At 41.6% G+C, this 24331-nt stretch carries 25 protein-coding genes; 4 read left to right on the forward strand and 21 right to left on the reverse strand.

All coding sequences use genetic code 11. The features are described from left to right. The first annotated feature begins 82 nt into the window (after nt 1-82). Nucleotides 83-1291 (forward strand): sporulation integral membrane protein YlbJ, encoded by a 1209-nt coding sequence (ylbJ, locus tag MHH23_RS13850; RefSeq protein WP_278193016.1) that lies wholly within the window; start codon nt 83-85, stop codon nt 1289-1291. A 13-nt stretch (nt 1292-1304) separates the two neighbouring features. Here the strand turns inward: ylbJ and coaD are convergent, their stop codons facing one another. From coaD to MHH23_RS13895, 9 genes are all read right to left on the reverse strand, one after another. Further along, complete coding sequence (coaD, locus tag MHH23_RS13855) at nt 1305-1787, reverse strand: pantetheine-phosphate adenylyltransferase (RefSeq protein ID WP_007499803.1); 483 nt, start codon at nt 1785-1787, stop codon at nt 1305-1307. Nucleotides 1788-1790: 3 nt separating this feature from the next. Continuing rightward, the gene (rsmD, locus tag MHH23_RS13860; protein ID WP_007499805.1) at nt 1791-2348 is read right to left on the reverse strand and encodes a 16S rRNA (guanine(966)-N(2))-methyltransferase RsmD; all 558 of its coding nucleotides are present in this window, start codon (nt 2346-2348) and stop codon (nt 1791-1793) included. A gap of 312 nt (nt 2349-2660) precedes the next feature. After that, nucleotides 2661-2933 (reverse strand): YlbG family protein, encoded by a 273-nt coding sequence (locus tag MHH23_RS13865; RefSeq protein ID WP_008345023.1) that lies wholly within the window; start codon nt 2931-2933, stop codon nt 2661-2663. 65 nt (nt 2934-2998) lie between these two features. Further along, on the reverse strand, nt 2999-3448 hold the full coding sequence (locus MHH23_RS13870; RefSeq protein WP_017359375.1) for a YlbF family regulator: 450 nt from the start codon (nt 3446-3448) through the stop codon (nt 2999-3001). Nucleotides 3449-3505: 57 nt separating this feature from the next. Next, complete coding sequence (locus MHH23_RS13875) at nt 3506-3913, reverse strand: hypothetical protein (protein WP_340959682.1); 408 nt, start codon at nt 3911-3913, stop codon at nt 3506-3508. Nucleotides 3914-3986: 73 nt separating this feature from the next. Then, on the reverse strand, nt 3987-4235 hold the full coding sequence (locus MHH23_RS13880; protein WP_017359376.1) for a YlbE-like family protein: 249 nt from the start codon (nt 4233-4235) through the stop codon (nt 3987-3989). Nucleotides 4236-4254: 19 nt separating this feature from the next. Further along, complete coding sequence (locus MHH23_RS13885) at nt 4255-4668, reverse strand: YlbD family protein (protein WP_024720298.1); 414 nt, start codon at nt 4666-4668, stop codon at nt 4255-4257. 109 nt (nt 4669-4777) lie between these two features. Continuing rightward, a complete protein-coding gene (locus tag MHH23_RS13890; RefSeq protein WP_008345031.1) occupies nt 4778-5821 on the reverse strand; it encodes a CAP domain-containing protein in 1044 nt (347 codons plus the stop codon). Between the two features lie 122 nt (nt 5822-5943). Beyond that, entirely contained in the window at nt 5944-6366 is a 423-nt protein-coding gene (locus tag MHH23_RS13895; protein ID WP_034646433.1) for a CBS domain-containing protein, read from the reverse strand. 161 nt (nt 6367-6527) lie between these two features. Here MHH23_RS13895 and MHH23_RS13900 point away from each other — a divergent pair, with 161 nt between their 5' ends. Continuing rightward, nucleotides 6528-6893 carry a YugN family protein gene (locus MHH23_RS13900; RefSeq protein ID WP_008345035.1) on the forward strand — a complete coding sequence of 122 codons (366 nt, stop codon included), beginning with the start codon at nt 6528-6530 and terminating at the stop codon, nt 6891-6893. A 31-nt stretch (nt 6894-6924) separates the two neighbouring features. On the opposite strand, the gene ctaG is transcribed toward MHH23_RS13900, so the two are convergent. From ctaG to cyoE, 6 genes are all read right to left on the reverse strand, one after another. Next, nucleotides 6925-7803 (reverse strand): cytochrome c oxidase assembly factor CtaG, encoded by an 879-nt coding sequence (gene ctaG / locus MHH23_RS13905; protein WP_017367183.1) that lies wholly within the window; start codon nt 7801-7803, stop codon nt 6925-6927. Between the two features lie 30 nt (nt 7804-7833). Then, nucleotides 7834-8163 carry a cytochrome c oxidase subunit IVB gene (ctaF, locus tag MHH23_RS13910; RefSeq protein ID WP_003211520.1) on the reverse strand — a complete coding sequence of 110 codons (330 nt, stop codon included), beginning with the start codon at nt 8161-8163 and terminating at the stop codon, nt 7834-7836. 2 nt (nt 8164-8165) lie between these two features. Further along, nucleotides 8166-8786, reverse strand: coding sequence for a cytochrome c oxidase subunit III (gene ctaE, locus MHH23_RS13915; protein WP_007499822.1), 621 nt, complete (start codon nt 8784-8786; stop codon nt 8166-8168). After that, nucleotides 8786-10657 (reverse strand): cytochrome c oxidase subunit I, encoded by a 1872-nt coding sequence (gene ctaD, locus MHH23_RS13920; protein ID WP_007499823.1) that lies wholly within the window; start codon nt 10655-10657, stop codon nt 8786-8788. The genes ctaE and ctaD overlap by 1 nt, the downstream gene beginning before the upstream one ends. Before the next feature lie 188 nt (nt 10658-10845). Next, complete coding sequence (coxB, locus tag MHH23_RS13925) at nt 10846-11913, reverse strand: cytochrome c oxidase subunit II (RefSeq protein ID WP_039168612.1); 1068 nt, start codon at nt 11911-11913, stop codon at nt 10846-10848. A 278-nt stretch (nt 11914-12191) separates the two neighbouring features. After that, on the reverse strand, nt 12192-13109 hold the full coding sequence (gene cyoE, locus MHH23_RS13930) for a heme o synthase (protein ID WP_024720296.1): 918 nt from the start codon (nt 13107-13109) through the stop codon (nt 12192-12194). A gap of 389 nt (nt 13110-13498) precedes the next feature. Between cyoE and MHH23_RS13935 the strand changes: the two genes are divergently transcribed. Further along, entirely contained in the window at nt 13499-14422 is a 924-nt protein-coding gene (locus MHH23_RS13935) for a COX15/CtaA family protein (protein WP_024720295.1), read from the forward strand. A gap of 39 nt (nt 14423-14461) precedes the next feature. On the opposite strand, the gene MHH23_RS13940 is transcribed toward MHH23_RS13935, so the two are convergent. From MHH23_RS13940 to glsA, 5 genes are all read right to left on the reverse strand, one after another. After that, complete coding sequence (locus MHH23_RS13940) at nt 14462-15895, reverse strand: cryptochrome/photolyase family protein (protein ID WP_268431968.1); 1434 nt, start codon at nt 15893-15895, stop codon at nt 14462-14464. 100 nt (nt 15896-15995) lie between these two features. Next, on the reverse strand, nt 15996-19442 hold the full coding sequence (gene pyc, locus MHH23_RS13945) for a pyruvate carboxylase (protein WP_340959684.1): 3447 nt from the start codon (nt 19440-19442) through the stop codon (nt 15996-15998). 79 nt (nt 19443-19521) lie between these two features. Next, nucleotides 19522-20733 (reverse strand): putative lipid II flippase FtsW, encoded by a 1212-nt coding sequence (ftsW, locus tag MHH23_RS13950; RefSeq protein WP_008345051.1) that lies wholly within the window; start codon nt 20731-20733, stop codon nt 19522-19524. Between the two features lie 210 nt (nt 20734-20943). Continuing rightward, the gene (locus tag MHH23_RS13955) at nt 20944-21225 is read right to left on the reverse strand and encodes a YlaN family protein (protein WP_003212509.1); all 282 of its coding nucleotides are present in this window, start codon (nt 21223-21225) and stop codon (nt 20944-20946) included. Between the two features lie 122 nt (nt 21226-21347). After that, a complete protein-coding gene (gene glsA, locus MHH23_RS13960; protein WP_019743436.1) occupies nt 21348-22277 on the reverse strand; it encodes a glutaminase A in 930 nt (309 codons plus the stop codon). A 120-nt stretch (nt 22278-22397) separates the two neighbouring features. Here glsA and MHH23_RS13965 point away from each other — a divergent pair, with 120 nt between their 5' ends. Further along, nucleotides 22398-22880 (forward strand): hypothetical protein, encoded by a 483-nt coding sequence (locus MHH23_RS13965; RefSeq protein ID WP_008345056.1) that lies wholly within the window; start codon nt 22398-22400, stop codon nt 22878-22880. Nucleotides 22881-22895: 15 nt separating this feature from the next. Here MHH23_RS13965 and MHH23_RS13970 read toward each other — a convergent pair whose 3' ends face one another. Beyond that, nucleotides 22896-24218, reverse strand: coding sequence for a PhoH family protein (locus tag MHH23_RS13970; protein WP_268431975.1), 1323 nt, complete (start codon nt 24216-24218; stop codon nt 22896-22898). Between the last annotated feature and the right edge of the window lie 113 nt (nt 24219-24331).

Raw genomic sequence — 24331 nt, forward strand, 5'->3', positions numbered from 1 at the left:
TAGAAGACAGGCTCGGCTAGCATCTCTTTTTCTTTAATCACGAGCTCGCCAATAGATTATAACGGCAAGGGGCGACATCTCCATGAAAAAATGGAACACTCTGTTCATCGCTGCTTTTTTTATCTTTTTAACAGCCACTGTGATTACACATCCACAAGCCTCTTTGCAAGCATCGAAAAATGGACTTGCAATGTGGTGGGAAGTGGTTTTTCCATCGCTGCTACCTTTTTTTATTTTGTCCGAGCTATTAATCAGTTTCGGGATTGTCAGATTTGTCGGCGTATTATTAGAGCCATTTATGCGGCCTATCTTTCGGGTGCCTGGTGTCGGCGGATTTGTTCTGGCGATGGGAATGGCCTCTGGTTTTCCTTCTGGCGCTAAATTGACGACAAGACTTCGGCAGGAAGGACAGCTGACAAGAATTGAAGCAGAACGCCTTGTGTCATTTACCAATTCTTCAAACCCTTTGTTCATTTTTGGAGCAGTGGCTGTAGGATTTTTTCATCACCCAGCTTTAGGCATTGTGTTAGCCTGTGCACATTATTTAGGAAATCTTGCGGTTGGGGTGACAATGCGCGGATATAAAGCACGTCATGATGCGCACCTCAGAAGCCGAAAAGGATTTTTATTGCCTCCAATTCGAGAAGCATTCAGCGCTCTTCATACGGCAAGACTTGCAGAGAAAAGACCACTTGGCCAAATATTAAGTGACGCTGTCATGTCATCTGTTCAAACGCTCTTTATGATTGGTGGCTTTATCATTTTATTTTCTGTCTTTAGTCAAATGCTCGCTGTCGTTCATGTGACAGATCTTCTCTCTATCGGGATCGGCTCTATACTGAAAACGATGCACCTTCCGCCGGAATTAGATCTAGCCATGATTGCGGGTCTATTTGAAATCACATTAGGAAGTCAGCTCACAGGGTCACAAGAGGTTTCCCTGCTCGCTAAAACAATTGTGGTCAGCTTTATTTTAGGATTTAGCGGATTCTCCGTTCAAGCTCAGGTAGCCGGCATTTTGGCAGCAACCGATATACGCTTTAAACCGTTTTTCTTCGCCCGTTTACTTCACGGTATTTACGCAGCCGTCTTTGCCTTTTTGTTATTCAAACCCCTTTATGTCTCTAAAGCAGACATGGCGCTTCCAGCAGGGGCATTTGAAACAAGCGAGCAAGTCGTGATGTTTAGCAGCATGTTATGGAATCAGCTTGTATCTGCTGGTCCTCTCATCACCTTGTTCAGTCTGATCGTGTATATTGCCCTCTATTATCAGAAATTAAAAAATGGATGAGTGCACAATGCACTCATCCATTAAATTTCTCTTTCAGCGCAGCTTCGACCTCTTGCGGTACAAGCTCTTTGACTGATCCATGATATTTCGCTACTTCTTTAACAATGCTTGAACTTAAGAAGGAGTATTGATTATTCGTCATCATAAAGAAAGTTTCAATGTCATCATTCAACACTTTGTTCATTGATGTCCCTTGCATCTCGTATTCAAAGTCCGTCACCGCTCTAAGTCCGCGCAAAATGACTTTCGCCTCTTTTTGTTTCGCATAATCAACGAGCAGTCCATGAAAGGATTCCACTTTGATATTTGGTAGCTCCTTTGTTGCTTGACGAATGAGTTCACATCGCTCTTCAACAGTAAACAACGGCTTTTTTGACGAGTTATTGAGGACGCACACATATACTTCATCAAAAATCTTTGCCCCTCTTTTGATAATATCCAAATGGCCCAATGTGACTGGATCGAAGCTACCCGGACAAACGGCTATATTCCCCATGCTTTAATTTCCCCGCTTTCTATAGATCGTAATGCCAGTCATTCCGTACATTTCCTGCCTTGAGATATGCAGCTGTCCTGCTTCCTCTGGCAGTGTCACATCTTTATCATGCTCACACACAATGACGCCATCATCTGCTAATAAGGAATGCTCATCAATCGTATCAAGAAGTGCTTTCAACTTTTGATCTTTATACGGCGGATCAAGGAAGATGGCTTGAAAAGATTCTTCTCGCTTCACTACAGCGGCGAGTGCACGGTTTGCATCATTTCGAAACACTTCACTTTGATCCATTAGCGACAATTGATTCAAGTTGCCTTTAATCGTCTGAATCGCCTTCATATCTCGATCCACAAATATACAATGATCGAATCCTCTAGAAAGCGCTTCAATTCCTAAACCACCACTTCCAGCAAATAAATCAAGGGCCCATCCCCCATCAAAATACGGTCCAATCATATTAAAAATGGATTCTTTTACTTTATCTGTTGTTGGTCTTGTTGATTGGCCGGGTACGGCTTTCAGCGTGCGGCCTTTTTTTGTTCCAGAAATCACTCTCATTTTTCCACCACTTTTTCTGCTTGCATCTATTGAATATTGTTTGATGACAAAAAATTCAACATTATCTTACCATATCCACTCCACATGGGACAATGCACTGAATTCCATTCATTTTCTATGTATAGATCACAAAAGAGAGGGTCATACTACTGTTAACAGCATCTGATGTGGTGCTGTTGCCAACCGCGGAGAAGACTTACGTTTCCCCATAAGTTCTTCCTCCGGTTTCTCCTCTCCCTTTGCCTTCTCCTTAATGAATCATTAAGAATAGAAGGACCCCGCGGGTGATGCCGCGGGGGTTTTTTTGTGTCTTTAAAAGCCCACCTTATAATCATACTCTTTTGCTTTATCCAATTTCGATTCGTACTCTAATTTAATAAAAGGTTTATAGGAAGGCTCAACACGTTTTACAAATGGCAATGAACTGAGCTTTGCCATGTGGCGCTCAAGATCATTCATATCACAATAAATCACTGCATATTTCATTTTCCTTGAAATATAGTGAACATTCCCAAATTTCCTTAGCGCTTTTGACTGCTTTAACGAATGCAGCCAAACGACCATCCCTTGACGTTTGGTATCCATCTTTTCACCTGCCGCTTTTCAATTCTTTCCGTTCATTATGTAAAAGACGAGACGTTCAAGTCTCGTCAAGATACTTTACAGCCACAGCTGCCTCCTGATCCACAGCCACCGCCGCATGATGATAGACCATCAAAATATGGGTTCCCTGTTGGAACTTTAATATATGCTGATACAGCTTGACCGATTTCAATACTAATCTCATCTAAGATGGATTGAATCGCTGTTTCTGCTTTTTTGAAATCAACCACTGTATCGTGAAGATCTAGCTTTCTTTTGACCTCACGCATTTCTTTTGAGATCGTTCTATAGTCCGGATGGTATTTGCCGAACCGCTGCACATCTTCATATTGCTCTTTTACTTTTGTAAAATGGGCAATAATTTGTTGGGCTTCTTCGTCTTGCTGGAGACGCTTAAAGCAGTTGCGGTAATGTTCAGCCTCCTCCGACTGAAGAATCATGGCAGCCAATTGATTTGCTTCCTCTTGGAGCTCCACGAATTCGATTGTCGCATACATAAATGTTGCACCTCCAATTCATAGTTTACCACGAAACCTATGGATCAGAAAATGCTTTTACGTGACAAATACATCCCACGTCTCTCTTTTCTGCTTATATTCAGGGTGACGAGAATTTAGCACAACGGTCATTTTATGCTTTCCTTTTGAAAGGTGCTTGACCACAAACGCCGCAGTATACTCATTGCCTGCCCGTTTCCCGTCTACATACACAGTAAAATACCCAGCCTTCTTATCCTTTTTTAGGGGTGAAGGTTCAAGGTGAAAATCTTGAAGTGTACTTTCTATATACACAACAGATCCCTGCACTTTGTATTTTAAAAAGCCTTGCTGCTTCATTTCACTTTGCGTCTGCTGCATGACTGGTACTGCTGGTTCTTGCCTAGTTACTTGCTCTTGATTATGTTGACTTTGACATCCGGTGAGAAGAAAAAGCAATGCGCAAATTGACAGCATCCATTTCATGTTCTGATTCTCCTTTCGTCTACTTTCATAGGATGCTCATGAAATAGACATCTTAATCAACTCAAAAAAAGCCTCACCCGGCTCCATTTTGATTGCGCATTGCTTGGAACATCTGGATCATCATTTCTGCCATTTGGACACTATTGCTCAACTGGCTCACACGATGAGGAATGGTTTTTTCGTAAAAGTTCATTTTATCTAATTCAAACGAAGTGACATTTTCAGGATGCCGCGTTAACTGTCTATACCAGAGTGGGCGCTGCCTGATGAATTTGATTCGATCCTCTTCGGCCATGACAAACTCTTGTACTTCTCTCCGCACCAAAAGCATCCCCTTTCAATTAATCTTTCCTGAAGGAGAATGGGTGCTGGCTGCCTCCAGATGAACCCTTCTTTGAGCCATTTGATGAAAATTGACCGAGTAAGCTTTGTAAAGAGGAAATAGACTGGCTCATTTTATTAATCTGTTCATTCATTTGATCAGCGTCCATTTTTTTCACTGCAGAAACCATTTTAGACATAAAATCTGCTTTTCCCGGTTCACTTTGCTTAGCGGCTTTTTCTTCTTTTGCTTCTTCCGTTTGTGTTTGCCGGTAAGGAGACCACATGTCATCTTCCTCACCAAACATGACCCAATTCTCGTATAAACTTTGCCAGCTTTTTTCTTGCGTCTGCACTTCTTGAATTAATTTCGGATGGCGTCTGACGAACTGTTTAAATTCATCAATGGATGTTTGCTTTTGCTTATTTGTCATATCCTCACCCCCCATACAAATGCCTACTATACTATATACATCTGGGTCTATTTTGGTGAGCCCTTTTCATAAAAAAACAGCCGCCATCTGTGCGCAGCTGTTTAGAGGATTAAGACGTTTTCTTAATGAAGTTTTGTGTATAATACTTTTCTTTCACACCAACGCCAAGGTGCGTGTAATCTTGATTTAACAATGCCTTCCGGTGACCTTCGCTATTCAGCCAACCTTCTACAGCTGCAGGGCCATCAACATAATTATACGCAATGTTTTCCCCCGCAAGCTGAAATGCGACCTCGCCTCTTTCTAACCGGTCTTTCAGCGTGCCGTATTTTTTAGATTCATGGGAGAAATAATGATGATCCTTCATGTCCTCACTATGCATGAATGCCACTTCAGAGGTTTCATCGTCCCACTTTAAGGTCGGCAGTTTGTACTTATGGCGGATAATATTGGTCATATCAAAAATTTGTTTTTGACTCGACGCTTCAATATCCTTCCACTTTTCGCCTGATATCGCCTCAGGTTCAATTAATTGACCTCGATAAACGACTTCATATGGCTTTTGTTTGACAAATGTATCTGCATTAAAGGCTCGAATGCTCGAAAGAGTGCTTTCAAACTTATCCATGTAGAGCTGGACATACACATCATCTCCCACTTTCACCGTCGGCCTGGTATTCATATCATCTTCTGAGAATTCAAAGCGATATGAATTTCCCTCGTCCTCTACATGAATGTAAGGAGCGATTTGTGTTTTTTTAAACACTTCACTTGTGGCTTGACCGATTTTAAACGGCTCCACATTCAGCCCATCCCCTGTCGCAAACAAGGTCACCACCTTACTGTCCTTTACCCCTACTTGAATATAGTGTTTCTTCGATTGATTGTATATCCACCAGTCATAATCATATGCGGAAGGATCAATGCGATCTGGTTCCCCTAGCTGTTTAAGCACTTCGTTTGAAGACTTCCCCATAAAGGACATGAGACCTTTTTTCGGAATGTTGATCGGCTTATCGCTAGATGTTTCTTCATTAGACACCTTCGGCTCATTGCTGTTTTCTTTTTCTGGTGAAGATCCATATTGAATAAACAGAACGTACGTTCCAGATATAATCAGGAGGATGAAGAGTGTTTTCAGCACAGTTTTCAAATAAACACCTCCGTTAAATTGGCAAGGTACAAAAAGTACCTTCTACTGTCATTTAAACAAAACTTGCTCCATTTATCAACGACAATACAGCCTATTTAACACGAATTTAAAATATGCCCCTCCTAATGAAGAAATCCTTGGCCATGATCCTGGTCTTGTTGAGAGATTTCCGTCAGAGCATCACCTGCACGATCGTTTGATAAATCTTCAACTGATAAATCCCCAAGGGCTACGATCCCTGTGAGTGCCCCGTTTTTGACAACCGGGATACGGCGGAGCTGATGTTCTGACATCAACCGGACAATTTCTTCTAGGGTTGCATCTTCTTCAGCTGTCAAAACTTCCTTCGTCATGATGGCACCAACCTCTTGTGAGTTCGGCTTTTTCTCAGCAATACCTCTAAGTACAAGGTCGCGGTCTGTGACAATACCAACAAGCTGATCTCCGTCGACTACCGGAATGGCACCAATGTCAGCATCTTTCATTTTGACTGCCGCTTCATACGCATTGTCGTCCTTTTGCAACGTCACTACTTTTTTCGTCATGATATCTTTGATTTTTTTCGTTTTCACGTTGATTCCTCCATCCGTTATTTTCTTTATTACTGTAACCAGCTTATAAAAGAACATACCCTTCACAGTTGAAAGTTTAACGCTTTCATACTATGATTGTCAGTAAAGGGAATTTTTATAAGGAGGGGTTTTGGGTGAAGTTTGAAGGTACGGGGATTGAAAAGGTATCAGCTGACTTAAATAAATTGGATTTCATTATGGAAAGTGAAGGATTTGTACGAGCCGATCAATGGGATTATGAGCGTGTGACGTACGACAGGAAGTATAACATGGTAGAGGGGACGTTTTACTTACGGATCTCTGGCTACGCCACTGAGGGAGATGTCGGCTCCAAAAAAGCCCACATCCAGCTGCTGACACCTTTACTTGGAAAACACTATTATCCGCATGGTGTTGAATATGGAGAAGGCGAAGATTTCCCTAAATCTCTTATTCAATCCAGCAAAAAAACACTGAACCAATTGAAAGAAAAACTAGAAGCGATAACTGCTGAAGCATAAAAAGCACAGCCCCTGCGGCTGTGCTTTTCATTTATTCATATTTCGGAATGAGCGCATCTGGTACGGCATCTTTCGCTCTTTCTTTTCTCGCCCAGTCAAAGAAGACAACAGCAAGAATGGATCCGTATACAATCTCCTGAATGATTTTCATCAAAATAGCACCTAGCTGCTGATCTTCTAGCAGCGGCAATGTATGAAACATGTCAGGACCCGTAAGCGCAAGACCTGCAAGCATATCACTTGGTACACATAGGTGCAGTGCTTGTATCCATGCGCCGGCATCTGAATAAGTGGCATAGATAGGCGCTTCACTAAACATAATGAGTGCGCAGGCAGGTGTCATTAAAATCCCATCTGCCATAATATATCCAAGCTTTAAAATGCCTGTAATCTGCGGCTGACTTTGCACTTTATGGACAAGCGGCCACCACATGAAAAAGGCAGCGATAAAAATGACAACCGTCATCAATGCGTGATAAAACGGATCTGTTTTAACAAAATCGAACACAAGCGGAATATGATACAGCGAAAACAACCCGTTAAATCCGAGCAAGGCAATCAACGGCTTAGAAAACAAGCGGAAAATCGGCTGAATACCCCGTGTTTGAATGATCCGCTCCCAAATCGCCGCAGGTAAACCTGTAATAAGAAGGGGCGGGATGACCAAATAGAGCACTGCCATTTGCGCCATATGCGCACTGAACATAATATGCCCCATTAAATCAATCGGGCTCCCCTTCACTGCATAAAGCAACACAAGCCCCGTGAGAAACAGCGTTTTCTCTTTCACCGTCGCACGGTGCTTCCCCTTCGTCACGAGAAGCAGATAAAAAGCGGCTGCTGCTACAATACATGTCAAATAGTAAGGACTCCATAATGCACGAAATCCAAATATCTCTAAGTTTTCCATTGCTGCGCCTCCTTCAAGGGCAAAGCGAGCTTACCACCAAATAATGGTCAAAAAGGCTAAAACGGTAATAAACGCGACAAACACACCTGAGTAAAGAAACAACGCGGGTGTTTCATGCCCTTTTTGGTTCATGTGCATAAAATAATAAAGCTGAAAAGCGACCTGAATCACTGCAAGCAGTAAAATAAAAGGGACAGCGAACCAATTTCCGACGTCTTCAGAGGCGATTGTTAAAAAGGCAACAAACGTTAAACCAATCATCAAGCCGAAAGAAATGAGCTGATGCTTCATTTCTTCGGCATTTTTCTTTTTCCGATAGACAAGATCGACTTTGGACTGATTTGTGTTTTTATTTCCCATTCTTATCCCACCATTCCCATCAAATATACAACGGTAAAGATGAAGACCCACACAACATCAATGAAGTGCCAATAAAGGCTTGCCACATAATATTTTGGTGCATTGTATAAATCGAGTCCGCGTCTCATATTCCGAATCATCAGAGCGGTGATCCAGCAAAGTCCAAATGCGACGTGAGCCCCGTGTGTTCCAACAAGCGTATAGAAGGAAGAGCCAAGTGCAGAGCTCGTAATGGTAAATTCATACGCATGCACATAATGATAAAACTCATAAATTTCTACCCCTAAAAATCCAGCACCTAAAAGAACGGTTACACCTAGCCAAAGCTGCATTTTTTTAAAGGCAAAGTTTTTCATATGATACATAGCATACACACTCGTTAAACTGCTCGTTAACAGAAGCATTGTGGCAATAAAGACAAGTGTGAGGTCAAACATTTCAGTTGTTGTTGCGCCGCCTGCATTTGAATTTTTCAGCGCCAAATAAGTGGCAAACAAAGATGCAAACAGGACCGTTTCTCCCCCAAGAAACAACCAGAACCCGACGAACTTATTCTTTCCTTCTAACGTGGCTTTCTCAGGAGAAGCTGGAAAGGTTTCCGCTGTCATTTTTTGTGGTTCCATTATGCTTTCACCCCTTTGTCATCGTCATCCGTCAAATCTTCTTTGTGAATATGGTATCCATGATCATCTTTAAGAGAGCGAACGAGCATGGTCGCAAACGTGATGCCAAGACCAATGAAGATCACCGGTAGACCCCAGCTGTGTTCTTGACGATACATAAAACCAAACGCTGACACAAATAGACCGAATGAGATAATGATAGGCAAGATGGAATTATTCGGCATGTGAATATCATCGAGCGGTTCAGATGCTGTCATTCCTTTTTTACCATCCATTTTCTCAATCCATAATGGATCAAGTCCCCGTACAAGAGGCAGCTGCTTAAAGTTATATTCTGGCGGAGGTGAAGATACTGCCCATTCAAGCGTTCTTCCATCTCCCCAAGGATCGCCCGATACACGCTCCCCTTTTGCTGTCGTCCAGATGATATTAATCAGCATGATGACAACTGCTACAAACATGAACAGTGCCCCAATCGTACTCACCAAGTTCCCAAGGTCTAGACCCTGACCTGGCAAGAATGTAAAGACTCGGCGCGGCATGCCCCAAAGACCGAGAAAATGCTGGATAAAGAACGTTAAATGGAAACCGACGAAAAACAGCACAAAGCCAATTTTCCCAAGCTTCTCATTCAGTATTTTCCCAAACATCTTCGGCCACCAATAATGCACACCTGCTAAAATACCGAAGACCACACCACCGATAATGACATAGTGGAAATGCGCCACAACGAAGTACGTGTCATGGAACTGATAATCCGCTGCTGCTGCTGCAAGCATGACGCCGGTTACACCGCCAAGTAAGAATGACGGAATGAACGCAACTGAATATAGCATCGGCGTTGTAAACTTCACATTACCGCCCCATATGGTGAGCAACCAGTTAAATACTTTAATTCCAGTTGGCACCGCAATCGCCATTGTGGCAACGGCAAAGATCGCATTGGCAATTGGACCAAGTCCTGTTGTGAACATGTGATGCGCCCACACCATGAATCCAAGGAAACCAATTAATACAGTCGCAAACACCATGGACGAATAACCAAACAATCTTTTTCTTGCAAACACTGGAATGATCTCAGAGAAAATCCCAAATGCCGGCAAAATCAAGATATACACTTCTGGGTGTCCAAAAATCCAGAACAAATGCTCCCAGATGATTGTATTTCCTCCGAGCTCTGGATTAAAAAAGCTCGTATCAAACATTCGATCAAGCATCAGCATCGCAAGCCCTGCTGTCAGCGGCGGGAATGCGAATAAAATTAGTGCAGATGCCACAAACGTCGTCCAGGTAAAGAGCGGCATTCTCATATACGTCATACCTGGCGCTCTCATATTAATAATCGTTGCAAGAAAGTTGATTCCGGCAATTAGCGTACCAATACCCGCTATCTGCAACCCTAAAATATAGAAATCCATGCCGTGCCCTTCTGAATTCAGCGTGAGCGACGCATAGGCAGTCCAGCCTGCATCAGGTGCTCCGCCCATAAACCATCCAAGGTTTAAGAAAATACCTCCGAAAAAGAACAGCCAAAAACCAAGTGAATTCACAAATGGAAACGCTACGTCACGTGCACCAATTTGAATGGGTACAACCGCATTCATTAATGCAAATAAAAGCGGCATTGCTGCAAGGAAAATCATCGTTGTTCCATGCATCGTCATGACTTCATTGTAAAACCCTGCACTCACAAAATCATTTTCAGGGATGGCTAGCTGAATACGGATAATCATCGCTTCCAGGCCACCAATTAAAAAGAAAAATCCCCCTGCCACTAAATATAGTATGGCAATTTTTTTGTGGTCAACCGTCGTTAAGTAATCCCATAAGACAGCGCCAAACCCCCGCTTTTTAGCTATTGTACTCACCATGAAATCCCCCTCTTATCTCCCATTTGCCCCTTTTCATATCAATGTCTATCTTCACGTTCTAAAAACAGACTATATCTGACAGATGACTTATTCTTGGATGTAGAGACTTATTCGGGAGCTCTTAACAAAAACTTCACATAGATCGTATACCCTTTTGAATGTGCGCAACTTCAAGCTGCTCAAGGCATTTACTGTATTTTAAGACCTTTTAAATACTCGTAGAGTGCATCTGCTTCTGAGTCATTTAGTTTAGGGTACGTCCCTGTCATCTTATTACCTGGTTTAAAGCTCTCTGGATCTTTCAGCCATGCTTTGACATTTTCTTTGTTCATGTCTTTAATTCCAGCTACTTTTGTCCGCTCTCCGAAGGTTGCAAGGTTTGGTGCAGTCCTTGCCGCCTCTGGTCGTTCATCTCCAGGCTCTACCGCATGACAGCTTAAACAGTTTTTCTCTTTAAAGAGTTTTTCACCCTCAAGGGCTAGATCTGACGTAGATGCAGGCTTCTTATAATCTGTCATCTTTTTCGTCCAGCCTAAAAACTCATCTTGAGAAAGCGTTTTAACTTTAAAGTCCATTAAAGCATGTGATGGACCGCAAAGCTCTGCACATTTCCCATAGAAATATTCTCCAGCATCTTTCGTTCGTTTTGAGTCAAATGTTAAATAAAACTTGTTCTCGTTGTCTGTATTTGTATCAATTTTACCCCCAGCTGATGGAATCCAGAATGAGTGTTTCACATCAGATGCTTTCAGCTTAAAATAAACCTTTTGATCAGTTGGAACAATCAATTCCTGACTTGTCACAATCCCATAATCAGGGTATTCAAATTCCCACCAATATAAGCTGGCTCTTACATTCACTACAAGTGTCTTTTCAGGATCTCGTTTTTTCTTATCCATGGCGCTTGTATCCCCTAGCTCAAGCGTGTATGCCACAACAGGTACAACGAGAATAATGAGTAGAAGTATCGGAATCGCTGTCCACGTAATTTCGAGGTTACGGTTCCCTTCTACCTGTTTAGGAATCGTATCTTCTCCCACTTTAGAACGTTTGAATTTAATGATGACGTAAAAGAAAATGATCGATACAACAATAACGACAAGAACCATAATAAGTGTACTCAGTACCGTTAGGAAAAACTGTTTATCTGCTACTTCCCCAACTGGCTTGAGTGTTGATAAGTATGGTTCACCGCAGCCCGCCAAAACGAGCGTCAGTAAGAGAAACAGTGAATAAACACGCCATTTTCTTATCATAATTTGTCCCAACCCCTTTTGCTTGATCTCCTTTGCCTTTCGCTTTTACCTCTTATTTATAAAATCACCTTTCACCCATCCATAACCCCCGCCTCTTATAAAAGCACTTACATTTCCTCTTTTCATAAAAAAATGATGTTTTTACTCAAAATACCATCTATGTATAAACAGAAAGCCGCCTAAATAGAACTGAATATCAGGCGGCTTTCATAGTTGTAAGAAAATGTTGTGTTATAAGATATAGCCATTGTTTTGATGTGATCAAAGTGTATTTCACTCTAGAATAGTGTAATAATAATCATCGCAACGAAAAAGATCGTTAAGTAGTTTAATGAATAAACGAACATGAGTGTTGACCACTTCATGATATCTTTCATTTTAAAGCCCATAAGACCAATGACGAGCCATCCAATGTTCAGCAATGTGCCAAGTGCGACAATCGGCCATCCTAATCCACCTAAGAAAAATGGAAGCGGGAGAAGACATGCTGTCCAAATGATGATTTGGCGTTTTGTGACTTCAAAGCCGTAAACAACTGGCAGCATTGGAATACCTGCTTTGCGGTAATCTTCCGTTTTCTTAATCGCAAGTGATAAGAAATGCGGAATTTGCCAGATGAACATAATCATAAACAGAACCCAAGCCGTTGTGTCGATGGTGCCTGTAACAGCTGTCCAGCCAATTAATGGCGGAACCGCACCAGATACACTCCCAATGACTGTATTAATGGTGTAATGACGTTTAGACCACATCGTGTATAGAACTGCATAAGTAAAGACACCGATAAATCCAATCACTGCTGATGTAACAGTTGTCATCAGAAGCATAATCAGTCCAAGTACAACAAGCAGAATACCAAATGCATACGCTTGACCCGGCTGAACTTTACCTGTCACCGTCGGTCTTGTTTTTGTTCTTTCCATTAGTATATCAATATCACGGTCAAACGCATTATTAATGGCGCATGAACCGGCAATAATAAGAGAAGAACCAATCATTGTTAACAGCACAATATCAAGATTCCCAAGGAAACTCATACCTGTAAAATAAAAAGCAAGCCACATTCCAGTAAAAGTTGTAATGAAATTGGAATTGACGATGCCCATTTTAATAAGAGCAAGAAAATCTTTTAAAGCGGTTGTTTCTTCTATTTGTCCATGAATAGCTGCTTCCGCGGCTGTTTTGGAATTTGCCAATGTGTATAACCTCCCTTGCCCAAACCTTCAAACGAACGAATAAAACGTAAAATCGTTACAACTCTATCATACAAGATAAAGAGCTGTAAAAAAACATCCTATTAAATAATAAACGACAAACTTGAAGTTATTTGTGAACTTTTCGTGAATTTATTAGGATGTGCGTTTCAGAAGGCGGTGCAAAATGAAATATTCTCTCCTCTATTTCTATCAGACTGTCAAAGAAAGATCAAGCACTCTAAATCTGTAAACTTTGTGAACTAACATATCATTTTTTTGTGAACTTTGGTCATTATGAATTGCAACAGAACACGCATTTGGCTTAAACTTGAGAGCATGTGAGGTTTTCATTTAGATCAGAAGTTATTTAGAGAAGGTGAAATCATTTGATGAAATTTGCTTTAAGGTTATTGAGCGTTGTCACAACATTTGTGATGCTGATCGTTCTGATTGGCGGTGCGCTTGTGACGAAAACTGGCTCCGGTCTTGGCTGCGGCAGACAGTGGCCCCTTTGCCACGGTCGTTTTTTTCCAGAAATGAACCCTGCTTCCATTATCGAATGGAGCCACCGCATGTCAACAGGAGTTTCCACCATTCTTGTATTGGCACTGGCGGTCTTATGCTGGAAAAAAATCAGTCCAGTATTCCGTGAAACCAAATTTTTGGTCATCATGTCCATTATATTCTTACTGCTTCAAGCACTGTTAGGGGCACTCGCCGTTGTGTTTGGTTCTAACGCACTTGTCATGGCTCTGCACTTCGGTATTTCACTGATTTCTTTTGCTTCCGTTTTACTGCTGGCACTGCTTGTGTTTGAAGCCACCAGATCTGAAACAAAGCTTGTGAAGCCGCTTCATATCGGCAAAAGAATGCAGTTCCATATTTATGGGTTGATCACATATACGTATATTGTGGTGTATACGGGCGCCTATGTGAGACATACAAAATCAAGTCTTGCGTGCTCTGTCTTCCCATTTTGTTCAAAAGACGGCGCACTTCCAGCGTATTTTAATCAATGGGTTCAAATGTCTCACCGAGCAGCAGCCCTTCTTTTATTCGTTTGGATATTTGTTGCGATGTTCCATGCCCTTAAACATTATAAAGAACAAAAGCAGCTGTATTATGGATGGATCATTTCAGCCATCCTGATTACACTTCAAGCGATCTCAGGTGTGATGTCTGTTTATTCTCAGCTCGCACTCGGTTATGCGCTTGCTCATTCATTCTTTATTTCTTGTTTGTTTGGGGTACTATGCTACTTCTGCTTACTCATTGCCCGGTTTAAATATGAAAATAGAGAGCCTTTCAGATAAACATACAATCCCCCTTTCATCCGAAAAGGGGGATTTCTTTTATGTTTGTTTCGCTTCTTCAAATAACGAAATGGCTTTTTTTCGTCTTTCTTGATGATCGACTGTAGGCAGAGGATATGTATCCCCCAGCACACATCCCGATTTCATTTGCTCATCTATCGGCATTTTACTCGGTTCATGAATCCATTTTTCATTCACATGCTTAAGTTCTGGCACATACCTTCTAATATATTCTCCGCTTGGGTCAAATCGTTTCGACTGGGTCGTTGGGTTAAAAATACGGAAGTAAGGAACTGCATCCGTTCCGACAGAGGCTGCCCACTGAAATCCTCCAATATTCGAAGCCTCATCATAGTCGACAAGTTTTCTCGCAAAATACGCTTCGCCCATTCTCCAATCGATGAGATAATCTTTTGTCAGGAATGAAGCCGTCACCATTCTCAAACGGTTATGCATCCAGCCTTCTTCATTTAACTGTCTCATCCCAGCGTCAACGAGCGGGAAGCCTGTTTGTCCTTTACACCAAGCTTCAAAAAGTGTCTCATCATCATTCCATTTTATATGTTGAAAGGAGGCGTTGATTTCTTTTTCTTTCATCTCTGGATAATGCGCAAAGATCATATGATAAAAATCGCGCCACGCTAGCTCTTTCATAAATGTTTCCTTGCCCTCATCTTCAAAAAGTTCTTCCTCATTGACCGCATGAAAGATTGTGCGAATAGAAATGGTCCCGGTTTTTAAGAACCGAGACAGCTTGCTCGTCCCAAAAACAGACGGAATATCTCGTTTCTCATGATAATGCGTCAATCTTTCTTGAATAAAGCCGCCTAGCGTGCTCATCGCTTTGTCTGATCCAATCTGATCGAATTTCCTTGTACATTTCTTGGTGATGTCCCTTAGTTTCGCATCTCCCTTTTCAGAAAGTGACTCATCACAAATCGTAAGCTCACTGCTCAGAAATGATTTGTCAACTTTTATCACAGACTGCTTCTCCTGCTTCCGCCACGCTTGATAGTATGGAGTAAACACTTGATAATGAGTCCCATCCGCTTTTAAAATATCTCTCGCCCCATGCAGATGCGTATCTTGCCACTTTGACACATGAATGCCCTTTTCTTCTAAGAAACGGGTCACTTGCTCATCACGTGTTCGACCATTTCCTACTTCGTCCTCATTAAAAAAGACCGCATTGATGTCATAAGCATCCATGAGCTTTTGAAAAGCGGACAAAATATCATCATGAATGAGATGAACATACATGTGAGATTCTCTCGCTTCCTTGACGAAATTGGCCAAGTTTTGAAAGAAATGTTCGTTGTTCAAATCCAGTTCCATTTCTGTAAAAAACGGATCTAGATGATAAAAAGCAAATAATCGGTACTGATGTTTTTTTGCATATGTAATCGCTTTTGATAAGGCGATATGATCATCCAATCGCATATCTCGGCGAAACCAAATCACGACAATTTCCACTCTTTCTTCACCTCATTCTATAGTGTAATCACTCTAGCAGGCGGCTGCACATTTTAATGCGCTCAAAAAAAGACACATCGCAGTGGATGTGTCTCACTCATTATTCAGGCTTTAAGACAATCAACAGATCTCCAGTTTGAATCCCTTCTCCATTCGTGACATGAATTTCATCCACGATTGCTGAGAACGGTGCTTGTACCGTCGTTTCCATTTTCATCGCTTCATTGATCATCAAGTGCTCACCTTGAGAAATTTTCTGTCCTTTTTCAACAAGCACTTTGATCACAGTGCCTGGCATCGATGCGGCAATGTGATTTGGATTTGAGCGATCTGCCTTCATTTTTTCTTGAACGGAGGATTTGATGCTTTCATCCTTAATGACCACTTCACGCGGCTGTCCATTCAATTCAAAGTAAAGCACTCTTGTAGCGTCCGGATTCGGTTCTCCAATCGACACGAGTTTGACAATGAGGGTTTTCCCTTTTTCAATTTCTACCTCAATTTCTTCACCAAGTCTCATCCCGTAGAAGAAGGTTGGTGTGTCAAGAACAGAGATGTCTCCATAGCTTTCTGCTGTTTGAACAAATTCAGAAAAGACTTTCGGGTATAAAGCATATGCAATGGCATCTTGTTCTGTCAGCGTCAGATCATGTGATTCTTTGAACTGCTTTTTGATTTCTTCAAAGTCCACAGGCTTCAGTTTCTCACCCGGTCTGACAGTAAGCGGCTCCTCCCCTTTTAAAATCAGCTTTTGCAGCTTTTCTGGGAATCCGCCATGAGGCTGCCCTAAATAACCTTTAAACAATTCAACAACCGAATCTGGGAAATCCAGTGTTGCTCCTTTTTCATAGACATCCTCTTCTGTCAGATCGTTTTGCACCATATAAAGTGCCATATCTCCGACCACTTTAGAAGACGGTGTTACCTTCACGATATCACCAAACATGTCATTTACACGTCTGTACATTTCTTTTACTTCATTCCAGCGTTCGCCAAGGCCGACACCTTTCGCCTGCTGCTGCAGGTTACTATACTGACCGCCAGGCATTTCATGCTCATAAATTTCTGTATGCGGTGAATTCATTCCGCTTTCAAACTCATGATAATATTTTCTGACGGAATCCCAATATTGAGAAAGACGTTCAACCGCTTGAACATTCATTTCTGGCTTTCTTTCATGTCCGTCTAGAGCATAATATAATGAGCTCGCACTTGGTTGTGATGTGAGCCCCGCCATAGAGCTGACTGCAACATCAACAATATCAACACCTGCATCAATCGCTCTTGCATAGGTGAAGAGTCCATTTCCACTCGTATCGTGTGTATGAAGATGGATTGGAATCGTGAGCTCGTCTTTTAGAGCCGATACAAGCTCATAAGCCGCTTGCGGTTTTAATAATCCCGCCATATCTTTAATGCCTAAAATATGAGCGCCTGCGGATTCAAGCTCCTTCGCAAGAGAGACATAATATTTCAAATCATATTTCGGACGTGATGGATCAAGAATATCACCTGTATAACAAATCGCTGCCTCTGCCACTTTGCCGGATTCACGAACAGAATCAATGGCAAGCGTCATACCTTTGACCCAGTTTAGACTGTCGAAAATACGGAAAACGTCAATGCCTGCCTCTGCCGATTCCTTTACAAATGCTTTAATCACATTATCCGCATAGTTTGTATATCCGACAGCGTTTGATGATCTTAATAGCATTTGGAACAAAGTGTTTGGCACTTCTTGACGAAGCTCTTTCAATCTTTCCCAAGGATCTTCTTTCAAGAAACGATATGCCACATCAAATGTAGCACCGCCCCACATTTCCATACTGAATAACTCTGGCCATAAGCCTGCTGTTGGCTGCGCAACTTTCTTTAAGTCGTGCGTTCTAAAGCGTGTTGCAAGCAGCGATTGATGTGCGTCTCTAAAGGTTGTATCTGTTAAGAGTACACCGCTTTGTTCTTTCACCCAATTGGTGAGTCCCTCAGGTCCATGCTTGTCTAACAATTGTTTTGTTCCAGAAGGAATCGTTTCATGGACAGCAAGTTTCGGCACATTTGGTTGATAAAAATGAGGCTTCTTATTTTCCGAAATACCAGGGAACCCATTAATGGTAACGTTACCAATATAAGTAAGCATTTTCGTTCCGCGGTCTTTTTGCTTAGGGAAGTTAAATAGCTCAGGTGTTGAATCAATAAACGATGTATCATATTCCCCTCTTAGAAATTTCTCGTGCTTTGCGACGTTTTCAAGAAACGGGATATTTGTTTTAATGCCGCGAATCCTGAATTCTTGTAAATTTCGGACCATTTTAGCCGCAGCTTGATCAAATGTAAGTGCCCAAGTTGACAGCTTGACCAACAGTGAATCGTAATAAGGTGTAATCACCGCACCTTGGAAGCTGTTCCCTGTATCAAGACGTACACCAAAACCACCGCCTGAACGATAAGCCATGATTTTTCCTGTATCTGGCATAAAATCATTCAAAGGATCTTCTGTTGTGACCCTTGATTGAATGGCAAATCCATGTGTAAAGATATCTTCTTGTTTTGGTATCCCGACTTCTTTGCTGTGGAGGTCATGTCCTTTTGCGACAAGAATTTGGGTTTGGACGATATCGACACCTGTGATCATTTCTGTGATCGTGTGTTCCACCTGGACCCTAGGATTGACTTCAATAAAATAAAACTCGCCATTTGCCACTAGGAATTCTACAGTCCCTGCATTGATATACGATACATTCTGGGCCAGCTGAACAGCCGCTTCACAGATGTCTTCACGCAATTGATCTGAAAGGGACACACTTGGTGCAACCTCAATGACTTTTTGATGACGCCTTTGAACAGAGCAGTCACGCTCGTATAAATGAATGATATTGCCGTGATTGTCTCCAATCACTTGCACTTCAATATGTTTCGGATTTTCAATCAACTTTTCAACATATACTTCGTCATTTCCAAAAGCCGCTTTCGCCTCTGACTTTGCACGGTCATAGGCTTCGCTCAGCTCCTCTTTTGATCTGACAATCCGCATACCTCGGCCGCCGCCTCCAAGTGAAGCTTTAATAATAAACGGGTAACCGTATTCTTCACCGAATTTTTCGACTTCTTTGACCGAATCAACTGGCCCGTCACTTCCTGGAATGACTGGAATCCCAGCTTTTTTCGCTTCATCTCTCGCTTTTACTTTATCTCCAAACATATCTAAATGTTGAGAAGTTGGGCCGATGAATTGGATGCCTTCCTCTTCGCATCGTCTTGCAAAATGAATGTTTTCAGATAAAAATCCGTATCCTGGATGAATCGCATCCACGTCATTTCGTTTTGCAATTTCGATGATCCCCTCGATATCAAGGTAGGCATCAATCGGCTTTTTCCCTTCTCCAACTAGATATGCTTCATCGGCTTTATAGCGATGATAAGAGCCCGAGTCTTCTTTGGAGTAAATGGCCACTGTACGTAAGTTGAGCTCCGTACAGGCCCTAAAGACTCTGATAGCGATTTCCCCTCTGTTTGCAACTAGAACCTTTTGAATTGTTCTCTGTGACATTCTCACTCCTCCATATCCCTTAAAATTTTATATGTACTCTATAATAAAGGAAGAAATGAAAACTGTACACTTTTGTTTTCTAAAGATTCAAAGTTTTCTGCAATCCATTTTTTTGAATCGATGGTTTGCTGATTGATTTTTTCTTTTTATAACGCTCTTTATATTCAGTAAACATGCTGATATTCAGCAATATTCCCATACATCCACTCAGTAAAATGATAGAGGATCCCCCGTAGCTGATAAACGGAAGTGTGACCCCAGTGATCGGAATGAGGCCTGAAACACCGCCCAAATTAATACACGTTTGGATGGCAATCATTGAAGAAATTCCTATTGCAAGCAAACTTCCAAACGGATCTTCACACTTTCTCGCAATGTAAAAACCTTTCACAACAATAAAGCCAAGGAGAGCAAGGACAAAAAATACACCGAAAAAACCAAGCTCTTCCGAGATAATTGCCATGATAAAATCTGTATGCGGTTCTGGAAGGTATCCATACTTTTGTACACTCTCTCCAAGACCAAGCCCAAAAAAGCCGCCTGATCCAATCGCATAATATGAATTAATCAATTGATGCCCAGAAGCGCCTGCGTCTTTAAATGGGTCTTGGAAACTCTCAAAACGTCCAAGACGATTCTGCGTAAAAATTTTATCCCAAAAAAGAATAATAAACGGTGTCACAACAACCATCACCGCACTAAATAAAGCGAGCAGCTTGGCCAGCGTTTTACCGCTAAACCCTGAGCATAAAATCATCGCAAGGGCAATCATACCAATGATAAAAGCTGTCCCATAGTCTGGCTGCAAAATAATAAATCCGCATAGGATGGAGACAACCACAATTGGAGGTGTAACCCCTCTCAAAATATGGTCAATATAATGCTGCTTCTTTGCATAGACAGCAGCAAGATAAATGATGACAACGATCTTCACGAATTCCGCTGGCTGAAGACTAAAAGGTCCAAATTTGATCCAACTTCTAGCATTCCCTGCAATGTGACCGCCAAAGTACACATAAATGAGAGAAAACACAGATAGCAAAAGCATCACAATTTGGAATCTTTTATTTAAGAGCAGCTGATACGGAATGAGGGCTGTAAAAATCAAGATGACCGCCCCGACAATCATAAATAAAAGCTGTTTCTTGAAAAAATTATCTGGCGCAGCATCATATCTGATCACAGATGTAATCATACTTGAGCTATACACCATCACCAAGCCGAATGCGCTAATTAATATAATGGCGAACAATAATGAGTAGTCATACGATTTTAGCATTCTCTTTAACATATAATCCTCTTCCTAACGTCTATTTCTACTGCTTGAAATTCTCTTCTCTTAGCTGTTCTTATTCTACTACATTTTCTCCGTTTGATCCCGTTTTACCTCTTTATATTGTTCGTCTTTCATGAGACAATCAAGTCCGTTTGGCATCAATCAAAATAAAAAGGCGGACAAAAAAACTCAAACTTATGTTGTGGAAGTTTGAGTTTTCAATCATTATTTTTTTGTGAACGCATCATGAAGTGCGGATAGTTCTCTCTCAAGTTTATCGAGTAGTTTTTTGCCTTCATGTTGATCAACTAATCCAAGCCGGACAGCGAAATCAATTTCTCTCGATAATCCGAACATTTGAGTATCTAAAACCTCTTCATAAAGAGGACATTGCGGCATCGTTAAGTTGTCCATTTGCACTTGGATCAATTTTAAAATTTTATCTGCATCCAATTTTAATAAAGCCAGTGCTTTTTGCCGATGATCGACTAAAATTTCTGACGCCAAAAGTATCCCTCCGTTCCCCAGGCGAGTACCTAATTCTTCTATTTATCATAAAGCGAAACGCCCAAAATTGCAAGCAGATTTGTACAGTTCGCTCTGTAAAAATAAAAAGAAGCCATTCGTCATTAAAAGATACTCATCTCATATTTTTCACTCATGAGCTCAAGCAGCTTAATACCCGCAATACTATTCCCTTTTTCATCCAAAGCAGGCCCGAATATACCTATCCCAAAGTCGTATGGGGCCGCCCCCATAATTCCGCCTGAAACCCCACTTTTAGCAGGGATTCCGATATTAATCGCAAATTCCCCGCTCGCATTGTACATACCACATGTGACCATAAACGTTTTACAAATTCTAGCAACATCTTTCGAAAGAATTTGCTTTCCTGTCTCTGGATGCCTGCCATCTAATGAAAAAACACACGCGATCTTCGCCAAATCCAGGCTATTCATCATGACGGCGCACTGCTTCGTATAGACATCCATCACCTCTTCTACATTCCCTTTAATGATATGATATTGCTTCATATAATAGCACATTGCGCGGTTAATCATTGATGTTTCAAATTCGGATGCAGCGGTTTCTTTGCAATATGTAATGGTGGTGTCATTGGCAAGCTCTCTAATAAAACCAAGCAGCCGGTTCAGCTGATCTTGCGGCGTTGCCCCTCTTATTAAACTTGTAACGGCAAGCGCTCCTGCATTAATCATTGGGTTAAGCGGCTTATTGGGGCTTGCAGTCTCTAGTTTAATCATCGAATTAAACGGGTCGCCAGTCGGTTCTTGTCCAACATATTGAAACACTTTTTTCGGTCCTTCTTCTGAGAGCACGAGCGCCAGGGCTAATACTTTTGAAATACTTTGCAGGGTGAATCGTTTATCAACATCTCCCGCTGAGTGGCACGTATTACTCACATGATAAACAGCGACAGATAAATCCGATTGATCCGCTTTACCGAGTGCCGGAATATAGGATGCTACCTTTCCATTTTTGGCCACCTTTTTTGCCTCTTCTACAAATCGCTGAAGCTCTTCATTGTCACGACATGCCATGCCCAAAATCCTCCCTATTTTTCGTCTAATCGTAGTGTGTACAAGGAGGTGCATGTTTATGAAAGTGACAAAGCGGGCGAAAACTTCTATAATTTATGTTGGAAAGGGGTTGTCTTGAACATGAGCATTATTCAAATCAAGGGGAACGTACAATACAAGATCACCATTGATCCGAGTGTATGGATTTTTGATGACCGTAAATTTTTAATGGATTCATTTTTTGAGAAAAGTGCAGCAAATGAAGAGCAGCAGCTAGATCAGGAACTCGATCAAGAGCGGGTCATAAGAGAAGGTCAAACACTTCCACCCACATTAAAAACAGAGAAAAAGTACGAAAAAGAAAGACTTGTCACAGGCAGCTTCGGGATGAAACTTGGCGACATGATAAAAAATGCAGAACCGCTCGAACAAGCGGAGACGTGTGAATTTGTCACAGAAACAGAAACAATTGCTGTTCCGCTCTCTAAGGCGATGGATAGCATTGCCCATTTCAGCCAAAATGGAAAGCCTATAACAGAAGAAGGACCAATCCACGTTTATTTCGAGGATCAGTCCAACATCACTCAGCCGATTAAAGGCGTCAAAGAGTTAATCATTACATAAGATGACGGGTCTGGACTATAATAAATCAGCTGCAAGCTGTGCAAGTCCAGACCTTTCTCCTTTGACAAGCTTGACATGTCCAGATATTTGCTGCCCTTTGAAACGCTCAATGACATATGTGAGCCCATTATTTAAGCTGTCTAAATAAGGGTGATCAATCTGCTCTGGGTCTCCCATCAGCACAATTTTACTTCCCTCACCAACCCGCGTTAATAATGTTTTCACTTCGTGTTTTGTTAAATTTTGCGCCTCATCGATAATGATAAATTGATCAGGGATACTTCTCCCGCGAATATACGTTAAAGCTTCCACTTGAATTGAACCGATGCCCGCTAGTATCGCATCGAGTTCACCAGGTTTTTTTGTGTTAAATAAAAATTCTAGGTTGTCATAGATCGGCTGCATCCACGGTCTGAGCTTCTCTTCTTTTTCGCCTGGCAAATACCCTAAGTCCTTACCGACAGGAACAATGGAGCGGGCCACGATGAGCTTTTTAAACATGCCGAGGTCCTCTGTCTGCATTAATCCAGCAGCAAGCGCAAGCAGTGTCTTTCCTGTTCCCGCTTTTCCGATAAGTGTCACAAGCGGAATATCGCGGCGTAAAAGTAACTCAAGCGCCATCGTTTGCTGGACATTTTTTGGGCGAATTCCCCAAATATGTTCTTGGTCATAAATAAGCCGTTTCACATGCTCTGCTTTTTGATCAAGCATCCCCAAAGCAGAACCACCCTCATTCCCCTTCATAATAACAAATTGATGAGGGTTTAATGGCGTTTGGGTAACGTCTTTTATCGGTAACTGATTTTGCTTATAAAATGTATTCAGCTGCTCAGTCGGAATATAGAGCTCGTGATAGCCGTTATCAATGTCTTCATTTTGTAGCACTCGATCGCTTAAGAAATCCTCTGCTTGCAGACCAATGGCATCCGCCTTTACTCGCACTAGGACATCTTTGCTGACCAAAATAACAGGCCGGCCATCCGGTTTTGTTTCTTCCTCTAAGCTCAAATTCTTCGCAACAGCCAAAATCCGGTTATCGTTTGTTTTTTCGATGAAAATTTCTTGAAGTTCATGGAAAGAGCGATGATTCAGCTCAATACGCAGCGTTCCTTTTGACTCCAGCGTAATTTTTTCATGCAGTCTCCCTTTCGATCTCAACCCGTCGATTAAACGTGAGACACGTCGTGCATTTTGCCCAACCTCGTCCATATATCTTTTTTTCGAGTCTACTTCTTCTAACACTACGGCCGGAATCACGACCTCGTTGTCTTCAAATGAAAAGATTGAATTCGGATCCTGTAATAACACATTTGTGTCTAATACATAAATTTTACTCAGGTCCTTCGCCTCCTGATCGGGGTTTCATTCATCCTTGTCTTTCCAAAAACGATTGTTAAAATATATGTTTTCATGAATAAAGTTAGAAGGTTAATTCAACAATAAAATAAATC

The organism is Bacillus sp. FSL K6-3458 (assembly GCF_038005045.1).
Classification (GTDB): Bacteria; Bacillota; Bacilli; order Bacillales; family Bacillaceae; genus Bacillus; species Bacillus altitudinis.

What these genes read in the sequence shown, in the direction of transcription:
- ctaD (WP_007499823.1), bottom strand. Translation starts at nt 10,657, where the DNA reads ATGGTGAGTACAATAGCTAAAAAGCGGGGGTTTGGCGCTGTCTTATGG.
- MHH23_RS13935 (WP_024720295.1), top strand. Translation starts at nt 13,499, where the DNA reads ATGAAATTTGCTTTAAGGTTATTGAGCGTTGTCACAACATTTGTGATG.
- MHH23_RS13875 (WP_340959682.1), bottom strand. Translation starts at nt 3,913, where the DNA reads ATGAAATGGATGCTGTCAATTTGCGCATTGCTTTTTCTTCTCACCGGA.
- MHH23_RS13965 (WP_008345056.1), top strand. Translation starts at nt 22,398, where the DNA reads ATGAGCATTATTCAAATCAAGGGGAACGTACAATACAAGATCACCATT.
- MHH23_RS13895 (WP_034646433.1), bottom strand. Translation starts at nt 6,366, where the DNA reads ATGACGAAAAAAGTAGTGACGTTGCAAAAGGACGACAATGCGTATGAA.
- ctaG (WP_017367183.1), bottom strand. Translation starts at nt 7,803, where the DNA reads ATGGAAAACTTAGAGATATTTGGATTTCGTGCATTATGGAGTCCTTAC.
- pyc (WP_340959684.1), bottom strand. Translation starts at nt 19,442, where the DNA reads ATGTCACAGAGAACAATTCAAAAGGTTCTAGTTGCAAACAGAGGGGAA.
- MHH23_RS13865 (WP_008345023.1), bottom strand. Translation starts at nt 2,933, where the DNA reads ATGGATACCAAACGTCAAGGGATGGTCGTTTGGCTGCATTCGTTAAAG.
- ctaE (WP_007499822.1), bottom strand. Translation starts at nt 8,786, where the DNA reads ATGGAACCACAAAAAATGACAGCGGAAACCTTTCCAGCTTCTCCTGAG.
- coaD (WP_007499803.1), bottom strand. Translation starts at nt 1,787, where the DNA reads ATGGGGAATATAGCCGTTTGTCCGGGTAGCTTCGATCCAGTCACATTG.
- coxB (WP_039168612.1), bottom strand. Translation starts at nt 11,913, where the DNA reads ATGATAAGAAAATGGCGTGTTTATTCACTGTTTCTCTTACTGACGCTC.
- ctaF (WP_003211520.1), bottom strand. Translation starts at nt 8,163, where the DNA reads ATGGGAAATAAAAACACAAATCAGTCCAAAGTCGATCTTGTCTATCGG.
- rsmD (WP_007499805.1), bottom strand. Translation starts at nt 2,348, where the DNA reads ATGAGAGTGATTTCTGGAACAAAAAAAGGCCGCACGCTGAAAGCCGTA.
- glsA (WP_019743436.1), bottom strand. Translation starts at nt 22,277, where the DNA reads ATGGCATGTCGTGACAATGAAGAGCTTCAGCGATTTGTAGAAGAGGCA.
- ftsW (WP_008345051.1), bottom strand. Translation starts at nt 20,733, where the DNA reads ATGTTAAAGAGAATGCTAAAATCGTATGACTACTCATTATTGTTCGCC.
- MHH23_RS13885 (WP_024720298.1), bottom strand. Translation starts at nt 4,668, where the DNA reads ATGACAAATAAGCAAAAGCAAACATCCATTGATGAATTTAAACAGTTC.
- MHH23_RS13870 (WP_017359375.1), bottom strand. Translation starts at nt 3,448, where the DNA reads ATGTATGCGACAATCGAATTCGTGGAGCTCCAAGAGGAAGCAAATCAA.
- ylbJ (WP_278193016.1), top strand. Translation starts at nt 83, where the DNA reads ATGAAAAAATGGAACACTCTGTTCATCGCTGCTTTTTTTATCTTTTTA.